Raw genomic sequence first — 15,905 nt, forward strand, 5'->3', positions numbered from 1 at the left:
TTTCGCCCCCCGCGCGGGCCGCCGTTTCCCCGGCGTTGGCCGCCTTCCGGGAACGTGGTACAATACGGAAGAGGAAAGGGGCGGTCAACGTGGCGGATCTTTCGGGCCCGAACGCATCGCCTTCCCGTCCCGCACCCCCCGGTCATGAGCGCGGCCGAACGGCCGCTGCGGGCGGCGGGTGGGGGGCGTTTCTTTTTCCCACCGGTCCCCGCCGGGAACTCGTCCGGTGGATCGCCCTGCTTCTGATGGCGTTCGACCACTGGGCGGCGTGGACGGCGCCGGGCGATCTCTGGCTCCGGCTCCCGGGCCGGGTCGTCTACCCGATCTTCGCCCTCTTCATGGGGGCCTCCCTCGCCCGGGGGTTTCCCGTCCGCCGCTACGTCCGGCGGCTTATCCCCTTTGCCCTCGTCGCTCAGCTCGGGTTTGTCGTCTTCTTCTGGCCGACGTATGCCGGCCGTCCGGTCCTTCTTTACTGGAACATCCTCTTCACCCTGCTGCTGGGGGCGCTGGCGTGGGACGCGCTTCGGCGCCGGGCCTGGATCGAGCTGGGGGCCGTCTTCCTCCTGGCCCCCTTTGTCGACTACGGGGTGGCGGGGGTGCTTGCCGTCGTCCTTTCGGCGCGCCTTGCGGAAGCCAAACCCGGGGCGCCGCCGCTTGAACGGCTGGCGAACGGGGCCGCCCTCTTCGCCGTCTGGCTCGCCCTCAACGTCCAGCCCGGCCGCACCCCGGCCGAGCTCGCCCTCACCTTCGGCGCCTGGCTCACCGTCCCGCTTCTCTGGCTCCTTGCGCGGCTTCCCCTCGGCCTTCCCCGCGGCCCGTGGTGGGTGCCGTACGCCTACTACCCCGCCCATTTCGTCGTTCTTTACATCCTTCGCCTCGCCCTCGGCCGGTGAAAGGAGCGTTCCCCTTGCAGGCAAGCGGACTCTGGCCGCTCGCCCTAGGCGGCGCGGCCCTCTTTGCCGCCCTGATGCTCGCCCTCGCCGCCCGCGGCGGCATCACCTACGCCCGGGGCGGCCGGACGTACGTCGGCTTCGTCGGCATCTCCGCCGTCGCGATGATGGACCTTCTCGCCTCGGTGTTTTACGGGCCGGGCGAAGCGTTTCGCTACGTCGGTTACGACGCGATGTTCTACCTCGTCTTGACCGCCGTCCTCATCGCCCTCTATGCCTTCAGCATGACGGAGATCGCCGAGGTGCTGGAAGGCCTCGGCCAAAAGGGCGGAGGGGTCTACACCCTCACCTACCTCGTCTTCGGCCGGACGCTGTCGATGGTCGCCGTCGCCTCGATCCTCGTCGACTACGTCAACATGGCGGCCCTTTCGGCGGTGAGCGCCGTCGAAAACGCCGCCGCCGTCTTCGGCCTCCTCGCACCGATCAAGCTTCCCCTCGCCCTCGCCATCGTCTGGCTTCTGACCGCCCTCAACCTCGCCGGCATCCGGACGAACGTCTGGACGACCTTTGCCGTCTTCCTCTTCCTCGGCGTCACCCTCGTCGCCGCGGTGATGCTCGGCGCCGGCGCCTTGGACGGCGCCGCCACAGGCCGCATCCAAGCCGGCCTTCTCCGTCCGGCGGCCACCTTCGGCGAACGGGGCCTCGTTCCGGCGCTGGGAGCCCTCGTCGTCGGCGTCGGTTCCACGATTCTCGCCTACTCCGGCATCGAGACGGTGCTACAGACGCAAAAAGTCGTCGAAAACTGGCAGACGATCCGCCAGGCCTACCGCTTCCTCGTCGTCCTCAACGGCCTCCTCATCCCGGCCGTCGGCATCCTCGCCCTCGCCCACGTGCCGGACCCCGGCGCCCACGTCGAAGGCCTCGTCGCCACCTACGCCCTCGAAGTCGGCGGCGCGCCGATGGCCGTCGCCATGATCCTCGCCGCCGCCCTCGCCCTCGCCTTTGCCATGAACACCGCCTTCGTCGGCGGCACCGAGCTCATCACCGTCATCGCCGAGCGCTACGGCCTCGCCGCCCTTCTCCGGACCAACCGCTTCGGCGTCCACCACCGGATCATCCTCTTTCTCGCCGGCGCCTTCACCGTCCTCATCCTCATCACCGCCGGTTCGGCGAACCTGATCGCCGACATGTTTGCCATCGGACTATTGGCCAGCTTCGTCCTGAACCTCCTCGGCCTGGTCACCTTCCGCATCACCGAAGGATACGCCCGCATGCGGCGCTACCGGACGAGCCTGGCGAAAAATCTCTTCCTCATCGTCGCGTTTTTCGCCGCCTTCGTCTACGTCGCCTCCTCCAAACCGCACGGCACCGCCCTTTGGGCCGCCGCGGCGGCCTCGTTGGTCGCCCTCGGCGCGGCCGCCGCCCGCTGGTGGGCCGACCCCGACGCCCGCTACGAGCGCCGGTACCAGACGGTCGACGAACTTCTCTCCGCCCTCGCCGCCCGGCCCGCCGGCCGCCTCGACGTCCGCTTCGCTCGGCCGCGGGAATACGTCCCGGCGGACGGCCGGGAGGTCGTCATCACCCTGTCGCCCCTGCGCCTCCGGCCGCCGAAACGACGGGGACCGGGGCATTTCATCCTGTCGTATTCGAACCTCTGGGGGACCGTCCAGGAAATGGAGGCCATCCTCGCCAAGATCCGGGCGGCCTTCCCGGACCGTCCGCTCGTCGTCCACTTCGGCTGGCCGCTTTCTTCGTGGTGGGATCGGCTGTCGATGGGCTTCGTCGTCCACCGGCTGCTCATGCTGCCGAAGCGGTTCCGGGACGTCGAATTCCACATCGACTACCTCCCGCCGGCCAAACGCCGCCACCGGCCCTGACGGCCGGGCCTCGCCCCCGGGAGGCCGACCTTCCGCGCCGACCTTCGACCGAAGGCGGCCGAACCCGGCGGTCCACCGGGGCGACCGAACGGATCGGCCTCCCCGGATCGGCCGAGCGGATCGAATCCCCGGAACGGCCGGGCGGCCCGACCCTTCCGGGACGATCGAACGGGTCGACCCGCCGGAACGGACGAACGGATCATCCGCCCGGAATGAACCGTTGAGGACCCGTTTTCGGGGCGGTCGACCGCCGGGGCGGGAGGGCGGCCTCAAGCCGGGTCAAAAGCGCCTCGACGCCCCGACCGGTGAAAAGATCGTATTCGTCGATCGACACGGCGACGACCGGCGCGCGGTGAAACGTCTGAATCCAGGCGTTGTAGCGCTGGTAGAGCGCCTCCCAGTACGCCCGAGACATCGAAAGTTCAGCCCGGCGGCCGCGGCACCGGATGCGGCGGTAGATCGCTTCAAAACTGCCGGTGAGATAGACGACAAGGTCCGGATGGCGAAAGGTCGGATCATCGACGAGTGTCTCGTACAGCAGGCGATAGGTCTGCCAGTCGCGCTCGTCCATGTGACCCGTCTCGTGGTGCAGACGGGCAAAAATCTCGGCATCTTCATAGACGGTCCGGTCCTGGACGACCGAAACGCCGGCGCGGCGGGCTTCCGCGAGCCCGCGAAGGCGTTCGGCGAGGAAGAACACCTGAACGCTAAAGCTCCAGCGCTTAAAGTCGGCGTAATAGTCCTCCAGATACGGATTGGTCGACGCCCGCTCGCCGAGCAGGCGATAGCCAAACGCTTCCGCCAGCCGACGGGCGAGCGTCGTCTTACCGACCCCGACCATCCCGGCGACGGCCACCACCTGCACCGCTTTCGCTCCTCTCCGTCTAGACGCCGCCGAGGCCCGGTCGGGCGGACGGCGGCGCGAGCACGGCCACCAGCGTCTCCATGACGAACCGGTAGGCCGCCGGATCGTGGACGAAGTCGTGCCGCTCGGTATCCAGCCTCACGATCCGGGCCTCCGGATGCCGCTTCTCCGCGTCGGCAAAGTAGGCCGCATAGCGCCGGCGGATGCGATCGAGGTAGGCCGGGTCCATGTCCCGTTCATACGGCCGGCCGCGCGCTTGGATCCGTTTCAGAAGCGTGGAAAGCCCGGCCTCGAGATAGATGATGACGTCCGGGCGAGGCAGGTCCCGGACGTAGATCCGGTAGAGGGTCTCGTACTTCGCGTACTGGGCCGGGGTCAACGTCTCCTGAGAAAAAATAAGATTCTTTAAAATGTGGTAATCGCTGACGACCGGCCGGATCGCGAGCACGGGCCGGATCGCCTCGAGCTGTTCCATCCGGTCGATGAGAAAAAACGTCTCGATGTGGAACGCCCACCGGGCTCGATCCCGATAAAAGAGCGGGAGGAGCGGGTTTTCCGCCACCGTCTCGAGGAGCAGGTGGTGCCCGAATTCCCGGTGGATCAGGCCGGCGAGCGTCGTCTTGCCGACGCCGATCGGCCCCTCGACGGCGACGAACCGGGGAAGGGAGCCGCCGTTCATCTGCGCTGCACCTCCTTGCGCCGACACGGCCCCCCCATTTTAACGCCGATCCGCGCCCGGCGCAACGCCGCCCCGGCGTCGTCAGGCGATCAGATCCAAAAGCAGCCCCTCCAGCGCGCCGAGGGCGGCGAGGAGTTCGACCGCCGGCGCGACGGTCAGCGCCTCGGCGAGCCGAAGAAGGGCCGCGTCGATCCGCCGGACGAGGCGAAAGCGCCGCGCCCGGCCGCCGGAGACGGTCGTCTCCGTAGCCGGTTCCACCTCGTCGAGGGCCCGGGCGACGAACGCTTGCACGACGGCCCGATAGCGGGCAAGGGCCGCCGGCGAACGCTCGGTGACGAGGCGCCGCCCCGCCGCCTCGAGCTCCGCCCAAAGGCCGCTCAGCGGATGCCCGTCGGCGAGAAGAAGCGCCGCCCGAAAGCCTGCGCCCGTCGCCGTCGCCTCGGACGTCGTTTCGGCCGCCGGATGAAAAGACCGGACCCCGAGCGCCTGTGCGAGCTCCGCCGTCCGCCAGCCGCCGCCCGGCCGCGCCGCCTCGAAGGTCGCCCGCATCGCCTCACCCCCGATCGTCGAAAAAACCGCCGACCGCGTCGCCGGCCGGATCGTAGCGGGCCGCTTGTTTTTGCCGGCCGAGGCGCTCCCCCCGGCGGGCGAGGGCATCGCGAAGCTCGACCAGCGCCGCCCGCAGGGTGGTCTCATCGGCCAGCGCCGCCTGCCGTTCCCCCTCCGGCCAGCCGGCGACCGCTGCCGGGTCGGTCCGGGCGATCCACCGGTCCCGCTCGCGGAGGGCCCGCTCGACGGCGGCGACGTCTCCCGCCCGGGCCGCCTCGATCGCCGCCCGGGTGAGCGCCCGCCAGGCGTCCGGGGCGCCGGCGCGGTCGCCCGGGCGATCCCGTTCCTCCATTCGCCCCCTCCTTCCCGCCGAAGGCCTCCGGGGCGGCCGGCCGAACCGACCGCTCGGACGGTCCGGCCGGATCTCTCCGCCGCCGGTCCGGTCAGAGGTATCCGGCGATTTAGGCCCGCCCGTCGTCCGGCGCGGCCGCCCGGTCGGCCGCCCCTTCGGCCCGGGCGAGGCGGATCGCCTGCGCCCACGTCTCCCGGAGGTCTTCGAGGAGCGCCAGGACGTCCTGGACGTTTTGCGCGTCTTTTTTCAAGTTGGCGGCGATCAGGTGGCGGGTCATGAAGTCGTACAGCTGGTAGAGCTCCCGGGCCGGCGGCCGCTCGAGATCGAGCCCCCGGATGAGGGCGGCCAGAACCTCCTGCATGTGGATCAGCCGGTCGTTGGCGGCGGCAAAGTCTCGCTCGGCGATCGCCCGGACCGCCTGCCGGCCGCTTTTGATCGCCGCGTCGTACAAAAGGAGGACGAGTTCCTCCGGTGGCGCCGTGAGCACCTGATTCATGCGATACTGCATCGCTCCGCCGTACATCGCACGTCCCCTTTCGGGCCCCAACATCCGGCCGCGCCGACGCCCGTCGGCTACGCCCCGCCGCCGAACGCCTGCATCAGCCAGAGGCTCTGGACGTTGGCCCGCTGGATCGCCTGTTCCATCGCCGTAAACTCCCGCCAGTACCGGTCTTCGATCGCCTTGAGGCGCCGGGTCATCTCATCGATCCGGCCGTCGAGGCGGGTGAGCGCCCGGCCGAGGACGCTCTGGTCGCCGATCGAGACGCCGTCCCGGCCGGCCCGGTCGACGAACCGGTTGATGGCCGCGCCGACGACGTCGTACAGCCGGACGGCGAGGCCTTTTTGCGGATGGAACGGATCCCGGTTCTCCGCGTCCGGCGCGCCGGAAGCGAGCTTTTGCGAAAGAAGCGCCGCCACCCGCTCCGGGTCTTCCGCCACCGCCGCCCGGAGCTTTCCTTCGTCGACGACGAGGCGGCCCCGGTCCCACCAGCTCCCGGTCGTGATGCCGATGTCGGCGAGGGAGACGGTTTGGTCGCCGATCACCACCGGCGTCGTCACCGCCCGGCGCATCTCGGTCACGAGCCGCTCGAGAAGCGGATCCCGGGCGAGGAGGCCGCTTTTGGCCCGTTTTTCCCATTCCTCGATCTGTTTTTCGCTCATCTGCGCCTTTTCGTCGTCGAGCAGGGGCGGGTAGTCCCGGTAGCGGGGCTCGGTGAGGCGCCGGTTCAGATCGTCCAGGAGGTCGTTGTACCGTTTGACGAAGTCGAGCACCCGATCGACGATCGCATCGGTGTCCCGGACGACGGTGATCGTCGTCTCGGCGCCGGCGTCGGCGCCTTTTAAGACGAAGTCAAGGCCGAAGGCGGCAAAGCGGTTGTCGGCAAACGTGAGCGTCGCCCCGTCCAGGACGACCTCCGCCGTCTGGCCGGGCGTCCCGGTGAGCGTTGCCTTCCCAGTGGCGGAATCGACGGGGGCGCCGAAGAGGTTCGCGACGACGCCGACGTCGCCCGAGGCGCCGGTTGCGGTCGTGACGTCCTCCAGGGTCAGGACGAGGTCCCCCATCTGCCGCGTCTGGACGAACAGCCGGTCGAGGGTCGGATCGTACGACGCCCGAACGCCGTAGTCGACCGGCTGATTCGTGTTCGGGTCGGTAAAGGCGGCGGCGTTGATCGCCTGGACGATATCGGCGATCGTCTTCGTGCCGGCATCCGTCACGGTCACCGTGGCCTTGCCGAGCGGATTGCCCGAGGGATCGGTTAAGGTCAGCGTAAATTCAAGCGTCGCCGTGTCGGCGATGCCGAACTGTTTCCCGAGCGGATCGGTCGGCGCGGTCCCGGCGGCGCGGCCGGCGACCGCATTTCCGACGACCGTCGCCGGTTTCGCCAGCCGGTTCACGCGGAGCGAGTGCACGCCCGGAACGGCGGCGCCGGTCGCCGTGACGCCGACGAGGTCGTCCCGGCTGAGAAGCGCCTTTTGCTGCCGGTACGTCCCGGTCAGGCGAAGCGCCGACAGGGCATCCCGGAAGGCGAGCAGGCTCCGGTTGACTTCCCGGTACGCTTCCCGCTGCCAGGTGAGCCACTGCTTGTCCCGGAGGAGCTGATCGAGCGGCTTCCGCTGGACGGCCATGAGCTTTTTGATGATCCCTTCGGTGTCGAGGCCCGAGACGAGGCCGGAGAAGTGCCGGACGTCGCCGATGTCGCCGGGGCCGGCCGATCCGCCGGCGCCGATGGGGCCGAAGACCATCCTCCCCCTCCTTTCGCCGGTTCCTTCCGTCGGCTTTCCCGTTTTGTCCGAGTTTCGTTTCGCCGGGCCGAAGGCCCTTCAGATCCGCTGGTCGATGATCCAGCCGAGCTGCTCGTACATCGCGGCGACGAGGTCGAGCCACTTCTTGGGCGGAATTTCCTTGATCACTTCGTTCGTCCGGTCGTCGATGATCTGGACGTAATATTCGCCGAGCTTTTCGTGCCAGGTGTATTTGAGGTGGGAGCCGCTTTTTTCCAGGATGACGTTCATCCCGTCGACGACCCGCCGCACTTCGTCCGGCGAGAGAAACGACCCGCCGCCGGCCGTCTCGGCCTCCTTCTGCGGTTTTCCCGGAGAAGGATCGTCGCTTCGAACCGTCGGCACCGGCGGCGCAGCGTCCGGCCGGGCGACCGGTGAGAGGCCCGGGGCGCCGGCGCGCCCGATCTCCATCCGCCCTCCCTCCTTCCGACGTCTGGGCACCCGCCGTCTTCACCGGCGCTTTGCCGGATGTATCGGCCGTCGGCGACCGGAGCTTTAGCCGGAAGGAGGCGGCGCGGAAGCCTCCTCGTCGTCGGGCCGTCCGCCCGGACGCCCCGAACCTTCCGCCGGGCGCTTTTCGCCCCCTCCCCTCCATGCTACAATCGGTCTGATCGAAAGCGGAACCTGGCCGAAGAGAAAGGAGAACGCCATGAACCCGCGGTCCCCGGCCGCCGGCGCCCTCTTCGTCCTCATCGCCGCCGCCCTCTGGGGCACCCTCGGCCTTTTCGTCCACCGCCTGCAGGAACGGGGCTTTACGGCCCTCGAGATCGTCGCCCTCCGGGCCGCGGCGACCGTCCTCTGGCTCGGCGGCGTCCTCGCCGTTCGGGCGCCGGCCGCCCTCGCCGCCCCGCGATGGGCGTGGCCGTCTTTCCTCGGCACCGGCGTCCTCAGCATGGCGCTCTTCAACTGGGCCTATTTTCAGGCGATCGACCTCGTCTCCCTTTCAATCGCCGCGACCCTCCTCTACACCGGGCCGGCGTTTGTCGTCCTCCTCGGCCGGCTTTTTTTCAAGGAGCCGATCACCGGCCGGAAGGCCATCGCCCTCGGGCTTTCGACCGTCGGCGCCGCCCTCGTCTCCGGCCTCGGCAGCACGGCCGCCTCAATTCAGCCGCCGCCGGCGGAAGGCGTCTTCCTCGGCCTCCTTTCCGGCTTTGCCTATGCCCTCTACAGCCTGTTCGCCAAGCCGCTGGCCGGCCGTCTCCCGGCGCAGACGATCGTCCTTTATACGTTCGCCGTCACCTTTCTCGCCCTCGCCGCTCCGACCGCCCTCTGGAAAAAGGCGGCGCTCATCGCCCGCCCGGACGTCCTCGGAATCGTCCTTCTGTTCGGGCTCTTTCCGACGGCCCTCGCTTATCTCCTGTACACCGAAGGGCTTCGGCGGATGGAGGCCGGCCGGGCGGCGATGCTCGCCACCGTCGAACCGGTCGTCGCCCTCGTCCTCGGGCGCTTCGTGTTCCACGACCGGCTCACCGCCGGGCAGACGATCGGCGCCGCCGCCATCCTGCTCGCCGTCGTCCTCATCGCCGGCGCCGGAAGCGCCGAACGTCGCATCCCGCCTTCGGCGCCGGCCTGATGGCCCCTGGCGGCAACGCGCCTCCCCGGCCGATCCGTCCGAAACAAAAATCCCCTTCCCGCCCGGGGGAAGGAGATCGGCGATCGGCGCGCCACCGCCCATCCGCACACCCGGCGGTCCGACCTCAGACCTCCGCCAGGACGCGATAGGCGTGGGGCGGGTGGTCGGCCGCCTCGGCGCGAAAGCCCGCCGCCGCGAGCGCCGCAAGCAGCCGCTCCCGGGGGAGCCGCTCCTCGAGGGGCGGACCGACGGGCATCGGCCGAGCGTCCCACTCGACGACGAGGAGCCGGCCGCCCGGCCGAAGAAGCCGACGGATCTCCGCCAAGGCCGCGGAAAGATCCGGCACTTCATGCAGCACGAAGGCGGCGATCGCCCGATCGACGGCGCGATCCGGCAGGGGGATCGGCGCCGCCGGCGAGCGCACCGGACGGACGTTCGATGCCCCCGCCGATCGGGCGTTTTCCGCCAGATGTTCGAGCATCTCCGGCGCGATATCGATGCCGTAGACGGTGCCCCGGGTCCGCCGGGCCGCCGGCAGGGTGAAAAAACCCGGCCCGCACCCGACGTCGGCGACATCGTCCGCCGGACCGATGGCGAGCAGGTCCAGAAGCGCCTCCGGCCGGAGCGCCTCCCGGCGCTCCGGCGCCATCAGGCGGTCGGCGCGGCGCGGATCAAACCGGCGTCCCATGGCGTGCCTCCCGTCGCGTCCCGAACGAACGTCTCTTCCGGCCGCCCCGATGCCTCGGAATCGCGCCTCACTTCGCCGCCTCGATCGCCTGGATGAGGGCTTGCTCGACCCGCTCGGCGATCGGCCGGAGCTCCGGACGCTCGACGAGGTCCATGAGCACCGGCGGTTTCGGCAGGCCGATCTTCGTCTTCCCGCCGTCTTCGTACACGACGATCTTGCACGGGAGGAAGTAACCGGCTTCGACCGCCGTATCGACCGCCGCTTTGGCCTCGTGCGGGTTGCACACTTCGAGCACCCGGTACGGCCGGTCCATCGCCAGCCCTTTGGATCGGAGCGTCTCGGTGAGGTCGAGCTGCCAGAGGATGCCGAAGCGGTGTTCCTTGAGCGCCTCGCCAAGGGCGGCGATCGCTTCCTCAACGGACTTCGTCGTCTCGACGGTATAGTGGAACATCGCCATCGCTCCTTTCTCCATCCCGGCCCGCACGACGCCCGTCCGGCCGAGCGTCGGGGCTTTTCGTCGTTATTGTAAAACAAAGCGCCCATCCGTAAAACCCCTGACCCGATCCGCCCCCCGATCGCCCCTAGGGCCAAAGCGGCCACTCCGCCCGGATCTTCGCGGCGATCCGGGATCGACGGCCGCCTTTGTCACCGCGAGGTCAAAACAGCATATCCGACCAGATCTTCCCCGCCGTCGCCACGATGAGGACGGCGAGGATGCCCTGCAGCACCTTCGTGTTCACCTTCGTGCTGAGCCGCGCGCCGATCGGAGCCGCGAGGACGCTGGCGACGATCATGATCACGCTCGGCCAAAAGAGCACGTCGCCCGCCAGCACCTTCCCGACCGTCGAGCCGATCGACGAGATGAACGTCACCGCAAGCGACGTCGCGATCGTCATCCGCGTCGGGATCTTCAGCACGAGGAGCATCACCGGCACGAGGATAAACGCGCCGGCGGCGCCGACGATGCCGGAGGCGACGCCGACCAAAAACGCCGACACGGCCGCCAGCGGCCGGCTGAACGTCACCTGCTCGAGCGGAACGTCGTCAAGCCCTTTTTTCGGCACGAACATCATCGCCGCCGCGATCGTCGCCAGCACGGCGTAGACGAAGTTGATGGCATCGCCGCTCAAAAACTTTCCCCCGAAAGCGCCGACGAAACTCCCGATGATGATGGCGACGCCCATCGTGGCGATGAGGGGCTTGTTCAGCACCTTTTCCTTCCGGAGGGCAAAGACGCCGGAAAGCGTGGCAAAAAACACCTGGACCGCGCTGATGCCCGACACCTCGTGGGCCGTAAAGGACCCGACGCCGAGAAGCGGCGGGATGTAGAGGAGCATCGGATACTTGACGATCGACCCGCCGATCCCGACGAGGCCGGAGATGAACGACCCGACGAAGCCGATCCAAAAGAGCGTCACGCCAAGACCAAGCGTCATCGCCCCTCCTCCTTAAAAAAGCGTGCCGCTTCCGCGGCACGGCTTTTGTCAGGCAGCCGACGCCTACTCGATCTCCCCGTCCCAGCTGATCATGCCGCCGGCCAGGTTTTTTACCTTGGAAAAACCGTTCGCCTGAAGGAACTGGGCGGCGTAAAAGCTCCGGCTGCCGCTCCGGCAGACAAGGATCGCTTCCTTTTCCGGATCGATCTCATGGAGCCGGCGGGGAAGCTGAGACAGCGGGATGTTGATCGCGCCCGGGATCTTGCCCGTGACAACCTCCATCGGCTCCCGAACGTCGATGATGAGGAGGTCCTCCCCCTGCTTAAGCCGCGCCTTCAGCTCATCCGGCGTGATCTCCGGGATGCCTGCCGGTTGCCGCGAAAACATGCGTTTTTTCGCCCCCTTCGGACGAACATCCGCAACGCGCGGATGCCTCGACCAATTAATACCCATACAGGTATTGGTCTTGTTCAAACTAAGATTATAGGAGAAACCCGGGATGTGTCAAGCCGGGTTTCCCCTGAAAAAGGTCGGGGGGCCCGGAAAAGAGGACGTGGAGGCGTGCGGATCGATCCCGCGCCGCGCCGGGCTGCCCGGAAAAGCGCGACGGAAAATAGACCGATTGTTCGCTCGGCTTTACAGATCGTTTACAGTTCGTTGACCATGGCTTCACATTCTTTATGCTACAATAGGCTCGTCATCTACAACTTTCCAGAAAGGGGGAAAATGAATTGCGTCGCTCCTCGTTTCCGGCCGTCCTCGCCGCGGCCGCCGTCGTTCTCGCCGCCCTGACCGTCCTGCTTGCCGCCTGCGGTGGGGGCCAGAACACCGCCGGTTCTGAACCGAAGAAGCTCGTCGTCGGCCTCGTCCCGTCGCAGGAGGCAGAAAACCTCGACGCCAAGGCAAAGCCCCTCGCCGACCTTCTGTCCGAGAAGCTCGGCGTCCCGGTGGAAGTGTTCGTCGGGAGCGACTACACCGCCGTCATCGAAGGCATGGGCGCCGGACAGGTGGACATCGGCTTCCTGAACCCGAAGGGCTACGTCACGGCCAAGGAAAAGGGGTATGCCGACGTCCTCTTGAAGGCCGTCCGGAACGGTTCGGACACCTACCGGGCGCAAATCGTCGTCGCCCACGATTCCCCGATCCGGGCGATCGCCGACCTCAAGGGGAAAAAGATCGCCTACGTCGACCCTCAGTCGACGTCCGGCTACGTCTACCCGGTCGTCCTCCTGAAGAAAAACGGCATCGACCCGGAGAAGGACGTGACGATGGTCGAAGCCGGCGGCCACGACAAGACGATCCTCGCCCTGCTCCGCGGCGACGTCGACGCCGCCTTCAGCTTCGACGACGCCCGGACGATCGTCCAGAAAGCCGATCCGGCCGTCATGGACAAAACCCGCATCCTCGCCTACACGGACCCGATCCCGAACGACACCGTCTCCGTCCGCACGAACCTCCCGAACGAATGGAAGGACAAAATCAAGCAGGCCTTTCTCGACATCGCCCAGGACGAAAAAGGCAAGCAGGTTATCCGGGACATCTACAACCACGAAGGCTACGCCCCGGCGCAGGACAGCGATTTCGACGTCGTGCGGGAGGCGGACCGGTTGCTGAATCAATGACCGCCGCTTCTCGCCGCCTCGACCGCCGGCCGAACGGTCGGCGGCAGGCGCGTTTTGGGACGGCGCCGCCTTCCGCTCCGAAGCCGAAGAACCGACGACGCAAAGGAGCGAATGGCCGTGATTGAATTTCAGAACGTGCGAAAGGTCTACCCGAACGGCACCGTCGGGCTGGACGGGGTGAACCTCACGATCGGCCGCGGCGAATTCGTCGTCATCGTCGGCTTAAGCGGCGCCGGCAAGTCGACCCTGCTCCGGTCGATCAACCGCCTCGTCGACATCACCGAGGGGGACATCCTGATCGACGGCCGCTCGATCGTTCAGGCCGGGCCGAAGGAACTTCGGCGGATGCGCCGGGACATCGGCATGGTCTTCCAGAGCTTCAACCTCGTCAGGCGGATGAGCGTTCTCCGGAACGTCCTCGCCGGCCGGGTCGCCTATCACCCGGCCTGGCGGTCGATCCTCGGCCTTTTTCCCGAAGCCGACCTCCGCCTCGCCTTCGACGCCCTCCGGCGGGTCGGCCTCGAGGACAAGGCGTTCGTCCGGGCGGATCAGCTTTCCGGCGGCCAGCAGCAACGCGTGTCGATCGCCCGGGCCCTCGCCCAGCAGCCGAAAATCCTCCTGGCGGACGAGCCGGTGGCGAGCTTGGATCCGGTGACGACCGACGTCATCATGAACGACCTCAAGCGGATCAACCGGGAGCTCGGCATCACGACCGTCGTCAACCTCCACGTCGTCGACCTCGCCCGGCGGTTCGCCGACCGCATCATCGGCCTCAAGGCCGGCCGGATCGTCTTCGACGGCCCGGTCGAGGCAGCGACGGACGACGTCTTCGCCGAGATCTACGGTCGGGAACTGGCCTCTGCCGGATGGACGCCCGGAGGCGGAACAAAGGCCGAGGGGACGCCGGCGGCAGACCGGCGCCCCGAGTTCGGCGCGGCCACTGAGGCGCCGGCCAAAGCTGTGCCGGCGACGGACCGCAAGCCGGATCCCGGCCCGGGACCCGGCGCGTCGGCCGGCGGACGGCTTGCCGCGGCGCCTCCCCCTGCGCCGCCGGCCCCCGGCATGTCGGCGTTCCGCCTTCCCGACGGGGTTCCGGCCGGCGATCCTCCCGTGATGGAGCGCTCCGGTGAAAGGTCGGTGCTCCCGTGAAAGGAACGCTCAAGCCGCCGGAAGCGGCCCTTCCCCGGCCGCCGCGCGCCTACAAGCGGTGGGCGTCCGCCCTGCTCTTCGCCGCGGCCCTCGTCGCCTCGGGGTGGCACCTCGGGCTCGACTTTGGCCGGCTCGTCTCCGGGAGCGGCCCCATGCTGCGGCTTTTCCGGGCGTTTTTGTCGCCGAACTGGCCGTACATGCTGAAGGTCCTTCCGGCCGTCTTCGAGACGATCCGCATGGCCGTCCTCGGCACGACGCTCGGCGCCCTGATGAGCGTCCCGGTCATCTTCGCCGCCGCCCGGAACGTCACGCCGAACCGGTTCGTCTACGGCCTCGCCCGGGGCGTGATGAACGTCCTCCGGACGATCCCGGAACTGCTCTTTGCCGCCCTGTTCGTCGCCCTCGTCGGCCTCGGGCCGACCGCCGGCATCCTTGCGATCACGGTGTTCTCCTTCGGCATCATCGCCAAGCTGACGAGCGAGGCCGTCGAGGCGATCGATCCGGGGCCGCTGGAAGCCCTCTGGGCCGGCGGCGCCAGCCGCCCGGTCCTCTTCGGCTACGCCGTCGTGCCGCAGGTGCTTCCGGCGTTCATCTCCTACACCCTGTATACCTTTGAGATCAACGTCCGGGCGGCGACCGTCCTCGGCCTCGTCGGCGCCGGCGGCATCGGCGTCATGCTCAACACCGCCATGAAGCTCCTTCAGTACGACAAGGCGGCGAGCATCATCCTTCTCATCTTCGCCGTCGTCCTCCTCATCGAAGCGCTGAGTCAGAGCCTAAGGAGGCGGATCGCATGATCGCCCCGGACCGCCCGCTGCCCCGAGATCCGGCCGCCGGCCGGCGGCGCCGGCGGGCTGCCCTCATCGCCCTGATCCTCATCCTCCTGTACGGCTGGACGCTTCAGGATCTCGACCTCGGCACCCGCGGCCTCGCCCAGGGCCTCCTCATGGCGAAAAACATGCTTCTCGGCATGATGCATCCGGAATGGTCGTATGCCGGCGAAGCCTTCCTCCGCCTCCTGGAGAGCATCGAAATGGCTTTCCTCGGCACGGCGGCGGCCGCCGTCCTCGCCGTCCCCTTCGCCTTCTGGGCTGCCTCGCGCGGCCGGCGCTTCGATATCGTGCCGGCGACCGGAAAAGGCGTGCTGTCCGCCATCCGGACGTTTCCCGAGCTCATCCTCGCCATCCTGTTCCTGGTCGCCGTCGGCCCCGGTCCGTTTGCCGGCGTGCTGGCCATCGCCGTCCATTCGATCGGCATGATCGGCAAGCTTTACGCCGAGGCGGTGGAAAACATCGACCCCGGGCCGGTCGAAGCGCTGGAGGCGGCCGGCGCCGGCCGGCTGGCGGTCTTTTTCTACGCCGTCCTCCCGCAGGTCTTGCCGGAGTTTGCGTCCGTCGCCCTGTACCGGTTTGAAATCAACGTCCGGGCGGCGACCGTGCTCGGCGTCGTCGGCGCCGGCGGCATCGGCACGCCGCTTTTGTTCGCGCTCCAGGCCTATGCGTGGGATCGGGTCGGCATCATCTTGCTTCTCGTCATCGCCAGCGTCATGTTGATCGACGCCGCAAGCGGCCGTCTTCGGGCCCGCCTCGTCTAAAATCTTGTCTAAAAATGAAATAGCGGCGTCTCGATGAGACGCCGCTATTCATGCGGTGCCCGGCAGCGTCCTATTCTCCCAAGGGGTCGCCCCCTCAGTACCTTCGGCGCTGGAGTGCTTAACTTCCGAGTTCGGAATGGGATCGGGTGTGGCCACTCCGCCATCGCCACCGGACACCCGGGAATGCTCCCGCATTCCCTCAAAACTAAACAGCACCCGGCCCCGGCTCCTAGAAAGGAGGTGATCCATCCGCACCTTCCGGTACGGATACCTTGTTACGACTTCACCCCAGTCGCCAGGTTCGCCTTCAGCGCTGCCCGCGCCTTCGGGCGCCCCCGACTCCCATGG

General features: G+C 68.1%; 17 protein-coding genes, 2 rRNA genes and 1 pseudogene. 7 read left to right on the plus strand and 13 right to left on the minus strand.

Translation table 11 applies throughout. The annotated features are described in order from the left end of the window. The first annotated feature begins 89 nt into the window (after positions 1-89). Positions 90-893 (plus strand): TraX family protein, encoded by an 804-nt coding sequence (locus tag SA87_RS10785; RefSeq protein ID WP_066202926.1) that lies wholly within the window; start codon positions 90-92, stop codon positions 891-893. 14 nt (positions 894-907) lie between these two features. Further along, the gene (locus SA87_RS10790) at positions 908-2,767 is read left to right on the plus strand and encodes an APC family permease (RefSeq protein ID WP_082910542.1); all 1,860 of its coding nucleotides are present in this window, start codon (positions 908-910) and stop codon (positions 2,765-2,767) included. A 199-nt stretch (positions 2,768-2,966) separates the two neighbouring features. Here the strand turns inward: SA87_RS10790 and SA87_RS10795 are convergent, their stop codons facing one another. From SA87_RS10795 to SA87_RS10825, 7 genes are all read right to left on the minus strand, one after another. Continuing rightward, complete coding sequence (locus SA87_RS10795) at positions 2,967-3,632, minus strand: deoxynucleoside kinase (RefSeq protein ID WP_082910543.1); 666 nt, start codon at positions 3,630-3,632, stop codon at positions 2,967-2,969. 19 nt (positions 3,633-3,651) lie between these two features. Continuing rightward, positions 3,652-4,311, minus strand: coding sequence for a deoxynucleoside kinase (locus tag SA87_RS10800; protein WP_066202929.1), 660 nt, complete (start codon positions 4,309-4,311; stop codon positions 3,652-3,654). Between the two features lie 81 nt (positions 4,312-4,392). Then, a complete protein-coding gene (locus SA87_RS10805) occupies positions 4,393-4,860 on the minus strand; it encodes a DUF327 family protein (protein WP_066202934.1) in 468 nt (155 codons plus the stop codon). A 4-nt stretch (positions 4,861-4,864) separates the two neighbouring features. Then, positions 4,865-5,212, minus strand: a complete 348-nt coding sequence (locus SA87_RS13605) for a hypothetical protein (protein ID WP_066202937.1) — start codon at positions 5,210-5,212, stop codon at positions 4,865-4,867. A 109-nt stretch (positions 5,213-5,321) separates the two neighbouring features. After that, a complete protein-coding gene (gene fliS / locus SA87_RS10815) occupies positions 5,322-5,735 on the minus strand; it encodes a flagellar export chaperone FliS (protein ID WP_066202940.1) in 414 nt (137 codons plus the stop codon). Between the two features lie 50 nt (positions 5,736-5,785). Continuing rightward, entirely contained in the window at positions 5,786-7,456 is a 1,671-nt protein-coding gene (fliD, locus tag SA87_RS10820) for a flagellar filament capping protein FliD (RefSeq protein WP_066202943.1), read from the minus strand. Positions 7,457-7,534: 78 nt separating this feature from the next. Next, the gene (locus SA87_RS10825; RefSeq protein WP_066202946.1) at positions 7,535-7,906 is read right to left on the minus strand and encodes a flagellar protein FlaG; all 372 of its coding nucleotides are present in this window, start codon (positions 7,904-7,906) and stop codon (positions 7,535-7,537) included. A 238-nt stretch (positions 7,907-8,144) separates the two neighbouring features. Here SA87_RS10825 and SA87_RS10830 point away from each other — a divergent pair, with 238 nt between their 5' ends. Continuing rightward, positions 8,145-9,068, plus strand: coding sequence for a DMT family transporter (locus SA87_RS10830; RefSeq protein ID WP_066202949.1), 924 nt, complete (start codon positions 8,145-8,147; stop codon positions 9,066-9,068). 124 nt (positions 9,069-9,192) lie between these two features. Here the strand turns inward: SA87_RS10830 and SA87_RS10835 are convergent, their stop codons facing one another. From SA87_RS10835 to SA87_RS10850, 4 genes are all read right to left on the minus strand, one after another. After that, positions 9,193-9,756 (minus strand): class I SAM-dependent methyltransferase, encoded by a 564-nt coding sequence (locus tag SA87_RS10835; RefSeq protein WP_066202953.1) that lies wholly within the window; start codon positions 9,754-9,756, stop codon positions 9,193-9,195. Positions 9,757-9,823: 67 nt separating this feature from the next. Further along, positions 9,824-10,207, minus strand: coding sequence for a DUF302 domain-containing protein (locus SA87_RS10840; RefSeq protein ID WP_066202955.1), 384 nt, complete (start codon positions 10,205-10,207; stop codon positions 9,824-9,826). Between the two features lie 205 nt (positions 10,208-10,412). Continuing rightward, entirely contained in the window at positions 10,413-11,192 is a 780-nt protein-coding gene (locus SA87_RS10845; protein ID WP_066202958.1) for a sulfite exporter TauE/SafE family protein, read from the minus strand. A gap of 63 nt (positions 11,193-11,255) precedes the next feature. Beyond that, complete coding sequence (locus tag SA87_RS10850) at positions 11,256-11,579, minus strand: rhodanese-like domain-containing protein (protein WP_066202961.1); 324 nt, start codon at positions 11,577-11,579, stop codon at positions 11,256-11,258. Positions 11,580-11,923: 344 nt separating this feature from the next. Here SA87_RS10850 and SA87_RS10855 point away from each other — a divergent pair, with 344 nt between their 5' ends. The 4 genes and pseudogenes from SA87_RS10855 (at position 11,924) to phnE (SA87_RS10870) (ending at position 15,557) form a co-directional block, all read left to right on the plus strand. Beyond that, a complete protein-coding gene (locus SA87_RS10855) occupies positions 11,924-12,814 on the plus strand; it encodes a phosphate/phosphite/phosphonate ABC transporter substrate-binding protein (protein WP_066202964.1) in 891 nt (296 codons plus the stop codon). Between the two features lie 117 nt (positions 12,815-12,931). Next, a pseudogene (gene phnC / locus SA87_RS10860) lies at positions 12,932-13,669 on the plus strand (phosphonate ABC transporter ATP-binding protein); the annotation flags it as partial. 290 nt (positions 13,670-13,959) lie between these two features. Next, positions 13,960-14,760, plus strand: coding sequence for a phosphonate ABC transporter, permease protein PhnE (phnE, locus tag SA87_RS10865; RefSeq protein WP_066202967.1), 801 nt, complete (start codon positions 13,960-13,962; stop codon positions 14,758-14,760). Continuing rightward, positions 14,757-15,557 carry a phosphonate ABC transporter, permease protein PhnE gene (gene phnE, locus SA87_RS10870; RefSeq protein WP_066202970.1) on the plus strand — a complete coding sequence of 267 codons (801 nt, stop codon included), beginning with the start codon at positions 14,757-14,759 and terminating at the stop codon, positions 15,555-15,557. The genes phnE (SA87_RS10865) and phnE (SA87_RS10870) overlap by 4 nt, the downstream gene beginning before the upstream one ends. A 57-nt stretch (positions 15,558-15,614) precedes the next feature. Here the strand turns inward: phnE (SA87_RS10870) and rrf are convergent. Then, positions 15,615-15,731 (minus strand): 5S ribosomal RNA (gene rrf / locus SA87_RS10875). A 59-nt stretch (positions 15,732-15,790) separates the two neighbouring features. Next, positions 15,791-15,905 (minus strand): 16S ribosomal RNA (locus SA87_RS10880); the annotation flags it as partial.

The sequence above is a fragment of the Hydrogenibacillus schlegelii genome (assembly GCF_001653195.1).
Classification (GTDB): domain Bacteria; phylum Bacillota; class Bacilli; order Thermicanales; family DSM-22653; genus Hydrogenibacillus; species Hydrogenibacillus schlegelii.

What these genes read in the sequence shown, in the direction of transcription:
- SA87_RS10800 (WP_066202929.1), bottom strand. Translation starts at nt 4,311, where the DNA reads ATGAACGGCGGCTCCCTTCCCCGGTTCGTCGCCGTCGAGGGGCCGATC.
- SA87_RS10840 (WP_066202955.1), bottom strand. Translation starts at nt 10,207, where the DNA reads ATGTTCCACTATACCGTCGAGACGACGAAGTCCGTTGAGGAAGCGATC.
- SA87_RS10805 (WP_066202934.1), bottom strand. Translation starts at nt 4,860, where the DNA reads ATGCGGGCGACCTTCGAGGCGGCGCGGCCGGGCGGCGGCTGGCGGACG.
- phnE (WP_066202970.1), top strand. Translation starts at nt 14,757, where the DNA reads ATGATCGCCCCGGACCGCCCGCTGCCCCGAGATCCGGCCGCCGGCCGG.
- SA87_RS10830 (WP_066202949.1), top strand. Translation starts at nt 8,145, where the DNA reads ATGAACCCGCGGTCCCCGGCCGCCGGCGCCCTCTTCGTCCTCATCGCC.
- fliD (WP_066202943.1), bottom strand. Translation starts at nt 7,456, where the DNA reads ATGGTCTTCGGCCCCATCGGCGCCGGCGGATCGGCCGGCCCCGGCGAC.
- SA87_RS10845 (WP_066202958.1), bottom strand. Translation starts at nt 11,192, where the DNA reads ATGACGCTTGGTCTTGGCGTGACGCTCTTTTGGATCGGCTTCGTCGGG.
- SA87_RS10835 (WP_066202953.1), bottom strand. Translation starts at nt 9,756, where the DNA reads ATGGGACGCCGGTTTGATCCGCGCCGCGCCGACCGCCTGATGGCGCCG.
- SA87_RS10850 (WP_066202961.1), bottom strand. Translation starts at nt 11,579, where the DNA reads ATGTTTTCGCGGCAACCGGCAGGCATCCCGGAGATCACGCCGGATGAG.
- SA87_RS13605 (WP_066202937.1), bottom strand. Translation starts at nt 5,212, where the DNA reads ATGGAGGAACGGGATCGCCCGGGCGACCGCGCCGGCGCCCCGGACGCC.
- SA87_RS10825 (WP_066202946.1), bottom strand. Translation starts at nt 7,906, where the DNA reads ATGGAGATCGGGCGCGCCGGCGCCCCGGGCCTCTCACCGGTCGCCCGG.
- fliS (WP_066202940.1), bottom strand. Translation starts at nt 5,735, where the DNA reads ATGTACGGCGGAGCGATGCAGTATCGCATGAATCAGGTGCTCACGGCG.